The organism is Pseudomonadota bacterium, from assembly GCA_010028905.1.
Taxonomy (GTDB): domain Bacteria; phylum Vulcanimicrobiota; class Xenobia; order RGZZ01; family RGZZ01; genus RGZZ01.
On sequence record RGZZ01000341.1, the window covers coordinates 1 to 5,518 of the forward strand.

The window sequence follows — 5,518 nt, forward strand, 5'->3', positions numbered from 1 at the left end:
CCTGCACCAGCAGCATCGCTGCGACGACATCGTGCGCATCTCCCATCATCTGCCCGTCCGCATCCCCTTCTTGAAGACAGCCAACGAAGCCTTGCTCTCCGAGATGGCGGAGGCCTTCAAGGTGCATCGCGTGACGGTGGGTCAGTCCATCGTCACCGAGGGAGAGCCCGGAGACCGCTTCTAGGTCATCGACACGGGCGCGGTCATCGTTCACCGGAGCGGCCACCATCTGGCGCGCCTCGAAGCCGGCAGCTGCTTTGGTGAAACCGCCCTGCTCGACCAGTGCGTTCGCGCCGCCACCGTGACGGCGGCGAGCGACTGCCGACTGCTGTTCCTCGATCAGGCATCCTTCCAGACGATCCTCGCGCGGCACCCGGAAATCGAAGCCGAGCTGAGCGAGCTGAACAAGACGCGAAAGCAGGCCACGGCCGCCGCGCTTTCCGCCGTTCAAGAGGAGTCCACCCCATGAGCGCACCGCAGGCGACCCGAATTCTCGTGCTCGGAGGAGGGTATGTGGCCATCTGGCTCGTCTCTCGTCTGCGAAAAGCGATCCGCCGAGGGGAGATCGAGCTGACGGTCGTCGACCGTCACAACTATCACACCTTCCACGGACTCGTGCCCTACATGCTCGTGGGACGCATCCAGGCCGAGCAGATCGCTTCACCGGCCCGCCGCTTGTTCGCTCCCGGACGGTTCGTCTGCGGCGACATCGAGACCATCGACCTCGACAAGCGCGAGGTGGGCGTGGTGCGCCTGCTCGACGGCCGCCCGCTGTCGCTGTCCTACGATCATCTCGTGCTCAACCTCGGGTCGGTCGACGACCTCACCCGCTTCCGCGGCATCGGCGAGCACACCATGCGCTTGAAGGACTACAACGACTGCGTCCGCGTGCGCAGCCACGTGCTCGCCATGCTCGAGCAGGCCGACGTCGAACCCGATGCAGAGGAGCGCCGCCGCCTCCTGCACTTCGTCGTGGCCGGCGGAAACTACGCCGGTATCGAGGTGGCGGCCGCGCTGGGCGAGAGCCTGCGCGACCTCACCCGCAGGGAGTACGCGCACATCGACCCGTCCGAGTGCAAGGTGACGGTGGTCCACTCGGGCTCGCAGATCCTTCCCGAGCTCGGACGTCGCTTTCCGCACCTGTCGGAGTACGCCCGCGCGTTCCTCGAAACGAGAGGGGTGTCGTTCGAGCTGGGTGTGAAGCTGTCATCGGCGACCCCGGTCGAAGCCGTGCTCTCGGACGGCCGCCGCCTCTCGACGCGCAGCATCATCTCGTGCACCGGAACGGCACGCAGTCCCCTGCTCGACCGCCTCGATCTCCCGCGCGGAGATCACGGGCGTCTGCAGGCCGACACCTACGGCCGCGTCGACGAGGCACGCAACGTGTGGGCCGCGGGAGACTGCGCGGCCCTGCCGCTCAAGACCGGTGGCGTGGCGCCCGCCCTCGCGCTGTACGCGATGCAAGGCGGCTCGACCCTGGGCGACAACATCCTGCGCACCCTTCGGGGCCAGCCGCTTCGTCCCTATGCGTTCACCGGAATGGGCGACTGCTGCATCCTCGGGGGCGGCAACGCCGTCGGCCAGCTGTGGGGCGTACCGCTCAAAGGGTGGCTCGCCTCGCTGATCTGGCACGGCTGCATGGTCACCTACCTGCCGAGCTGGTCGAAGCGCCTGCGCACGGTTCTCGACTGGATGACCGTGGGGCTGTTCGGCCGCGACACTGTGAGCGCGTACGCGTCGACCCACCACCTGGGCGTCGTGCGCGAGCTCTACGAGGCGGGCGAAGATGTCGTGCGGCAAGGCGACGCGGGCAGCGCCATGTACCTCATTGAATCGGGCACGGTCGAGGTCGTCACTCGCACCGATCACGCCGAGCGCGTCGCCGTGCTCGGCCCCGGCGATCACTTCGGTGAGCTTGCGGTCCTGCAAGGCGTGCGCCGCACCGCCACCGTGCGCGCGCTCGAACCGCTGGCCGTCATCCGCCTGTCACGCGACGACACGCGCAATCTCAGCGCCGTGGTGCGCCCGTTCGCCGAACGCGTCTCATCCCGCCTGCCGACTGGTTCCGGGGCGCCCGACCGGTAGGTGAATCGCTCGCGGACCTGCGGGTCTCACGCCCGTGGTCTTCACCGCGGGCGTCGTCGTCATCGCGATGCACTCTCCCTCACCTGGCACGTGAACGCCGATCTGTGACCTCGGCTCGACCATGGTCGAGCCCGCGGTCGAAGGGCAGCGCAAGCACGAGCCCCGGGCTGAGATCGCGTTGCTAGAGCCTCGTCTCGCCCCTCACCGCGACGCGTGAGACGCCACGCAGAAGGCCGCCCGCGTCGGATCACTCGTTGTGCGTGGGAAGCTCGCGGTGCCACGGGCGCGCCTTGGCCACCGCGAATCCGACGATGGTCACGCCAGCTGCGACGACGCCCGCAGCCGGCCCGAAGAGCGCGCCGCCCAGGGTCATGGGCATTCCGAAGAGCAGCCCCGCGGTGATGGTGAGGAAAACGCCGGCCGGGGTGGTCACCATCTCCTTGACCGCCGCGCCGAAAGGCTGGTGCAGATCCTTGCCCTTGTACGAGAGAATCTCACCCGTGTCCGCGGCGACGACCACCTTCTCCCGGTGATATTCGCCAAACGTCGTGCGGCACTCGTCGCGATGATACTCGAGGGCGGTGGCGGCGCGGCCGTGAAATCTCGTGGGATAGGCGCGCATCGTGTCAACGCCGCCCGCGCCCGCGTACAGCGCCTCAGCGGGATGGAAGTCGTTCTCGATTCTGCCCTCGATCACCTTGCCGCCCGCGTCGTAGGCGGCGGTCGCCGTGCGAATCTCCTCGACCACGTGCCAGGCAGGGATGTCGATGCCCTGAAACGTCAGGCCGGTGCGTCCACCCGTGGCGGAAGCAATGGACACGTGGTCTTTGCGGGGGTCGGCGTCCACGCCCTTCTCGTCATCATGGCGTCGCACCTCGTCGAACGCGCGTTGCACCAGATCGCGCACAGCCGTCGCGCGCGCAAGGGTCTTCGGACCAAAAGGAGCCGTCGCAGGGCCGAACATGGAAGGAAACCTCCTACCGTGGTTGATTCGTGGCGCATGGTAGGAAGGTTCGCTGGAAGAAGACTGAACGATGGATGAGAGATGTGGTCCGACAGTGCGGATGGCCTGCACGGTCACGCGACGGGCGGCTCCTGCAGCGCGCGCACGATGCGGGGGATCCACGCCCGCGGCGCAAACCGCACCGAAAGCGCCGTGAGCCAGTTCATGATGCCCGCCACGGCCACGGTCTTGCCCAGCATGGTGGCGCGGTAGCCGATGTCGGCGACCTCGGCGGCGCCCATCACCGGCCGAGACGCGAACAGCGGTGAGCCCTCCACGTTTGCGCGCTTGGCGAAGTTCGTGGCGGTGGGGCCGGGGCAGAGGGTGGTCACCGTCACCCCCGTGCCGCGCAGCTCTTCGGCAATGGCCTCAGAGAACGAGAGCACATAGGCCTTGCTCGCGTAGTAGCACGCCATGAAGGGCCCCGGCTGAAACGCGGCCGTCGATGCCACGTTGAGCACCCGCCCCGACTTGCGCGCAATCATGCCGGGCAGGAAGAGCCGGGTGAGGTGCGTCAGCGCCACGATGTTGAGCGCGAGCATGTTGAGATCGGCGCTGGGCTCGATCTCGGCGAACCGACCGCTGGTGCTGAATCCCGCGTTGTTGACGAGCACGCCCACGGGCACGCCAAGGGCCTGCACCGCGTCGTAGAGAGCCTGGGGCGCCTCGGGCTGCGACAGGTCGCTCGCCACCACATGCACCTTCGCGCCGTGCTGGGCGGTGAGCTCGGCCGCGATGCGCTCGAGCTCGGCCTTGTTACGCGCCGCCAGAACAAGCTCGTGGCCGTTGCGCGCCATGATGCGGGCGAGCTCGAGGCCGATTCCACTCGATGCCCCCGTGATGAGGGCCGGTTCGATCATCATGCCGAGCACTTCGGGTCGTGGCGGAGGGTGCCCTGCCGGGCGTCTGTGGGTGCGCGGCAACGTTCACATCGTGTCCGGAAACCGTAACATATGAGCGAAGAACGGTAACAACGGCCTTACATCGCGGCAACATCGCCGCCGCATGCCGGACATCTGCCGCTCGTATGATGGGTCCACGAGGAAGGTGGACGACGATGGACACACTGACAAGCCTGGGCGGGTACTGCTCGAGAGGATATGACCTGGCCATCAAGAGCCTGCGCTCGATGGCCGATCTGGGCGCGCACGAAGCCGTCGGTGGGGGCCGCGACCTGAGCACCCTCAGCCACGAGGCGCAGGTGCTGCTCGAGCAGCGAGCGCTGCTCAGCGAAGCAAAGACGGCAAGATCGGTGGGCGACCTCGCCAAGATGCGCGACTGCATGTCGCAGCTGAAGGCCATTCGCGCCATGCGCGGACTCAAAGCCATCAACCCATTCGCCATGCTCGCCACCGACGCCATGATCGACAGCCTGCAGGTCCATGAGCGCGACAAAGCCTTCGCGCAGCTCAATGACGTGCGCCAAGGTGCAGGACAGGCTCCCATTCAGGTCGGCGACCGCTCCAAGAACCTTCTGCTCACCGCGTTCGCCAAGCGCCCAGAACTTACGATGGCCAATCTCGACGAGAGGTTGCGCGACGCCAATGCGGGTCGTGCAGCGCGGGGAAGCCGCCCCATCGACACAGACACCATGATCTATCTCTGGGCCAATGGAAAGGATCCGCACCACAAGCAGGCCATCGACCCCGCGGCTGTGCACGCGGCGCTCAACATCGACGTCGAGGGATTCGCCGGGGGCTACATGCAGGGTATCGACCGAAACGGTGTCGAGGGCTTGCTCGAGCGTGAGCGCCTCGACGTGTTCAATCGCATTCGAAAGGCCGCCGACCTCGCGCCCGTCGACGCGCTGGCCATGAAGGTCGTTCGGGGAAACGAAGGGCTCGCCGGCTTCGACTTCGACGGCGGCTTCAAGGCCTCGAACGCCACCCGCACGCGCAACGGCCGCGCCCCGCTCACCCGCGAGCAGTACCTCTACGTGCTGCACACCCGCTCGGGAGGGCCATCCCTGGTGTCGCCCCCACAGGTGCCGCCCGACTTCACCCGCGTCAACATGGTGCCCGAGGCGTGAGCGGTGGCGGCGTGAGCGGCAGCAAAGCTGCTGCATACACACATCTTCCCCGGCTCCGATACATGAACCCGCGCTTTGATCCCTGATTTAGGGATCCGGATCAGTTTTGATCCCAAACATTGGAAAGCAACGCCTGTTCAGACCCCGGAAATGCTGAGGAATCTTCTCGTTGCGCACGTTGAGCCAGCTTCGCGGCCTGAGCTTCCTCAATGTGACCATGGAGAGGCGCTCGGAGGTGGCTACGGGCAGCTCACTGTCACATATGTGGCGCGTGAGCGTCCTCGGGTGCGCGTACTGTCACATATGTGGCGCGTGAGCGTCCTCGCGTGCGAGTACTGCCACAGATGTGGCGCGTAACTGCGGTTACGTACCACATCTGTGGCAGTACTCAGTCTGGTGGG

6 protein-coding genes are annotated in these 5,518 nt (G+C 66.6%); 4 read left to right on the plus strand and 2 right to left on the minus strand.

Annotated features, from left to right (window positions below; genetic code table 11):
- The 3 genes from EB084_18510 to EB084_18520 all read left to right on the plus strand — a co-directional run.
- Nucleotides 1-184 (plus strand): hypothetical protein (locus EB084_18510; GenBank protein ID NDD30254.1); only part of this gene is annotated, 184 nt, incomplete at its 5' end.
- A gap of 3 nt (nucleotides 185-187) precedes the next feature.
- Nucleotides 188-469, plus strand: a complete 282-nt coding sequence (locus EB084_18515; protein NDD30255.1) for a cyclic nucleotide-binding domain-containing protein — start codon at nucleotides 188-190, stop codon at nucleotides 467-469.
- A complete protein-coding gene (locus EB084_18520) occupies nucleotides 466-2,085 on the plus strand; it encodes a cyclic nucleotide-binding protein (protein ID NDD30256.1) in 1,620 nt (539 codons plus the stop codon). The genes EB084_18515 and EB084_18520 overlap by 4 nt, the downstream gene beginning before the upstream one ends.
- Before the next feature lie 247 nt (nucleotides 2,086-2,332).
- Here the strand turns inward: EB084_18520 and EB084_18525 are convergent, their stop codons facing one another.
- Entirely contained in the window at nucleotides 2,333-3,049 is a 717-nt protein-coding gene (locus EB084_18525) for a hypothetical protein (GenBank protein ID NDD30257.1), read from the minus strand.
- Nucleotides 3,050-3,162: 113 nt separating this feature from the next.
- Nucleotides 3,163-3,948 (minus strand): SDR family oxidoreductase, encoded by a 786-nt coding sequence (locus tag EB084_18530; GenBank protein NDD30258.1) that lies wholly within the window; start codon nucleotides 3,946-3,948, stop codon nucleotides 3,163-3,165.
- 197 nt (nucleotides 3,949-4,145) lie between these two features.
- On the opposite strand from EB084_18530, the gene EB084_18535 reads away from it, so the two are divergent.
- Nucleotides 4,146-5,117: a hypothetical protein gene (locus EB084_18535; GenBank protein ID NDD30259.1), complete on the plus strand. Its 972-nt coding sequence runs from the start codon at nucleotides 4,146-4,148 to the stop codon at nucleotides 5,115-5,117.
- Nucleotides 5,118-5,518 lie beyond the last annotated feature (401 nt).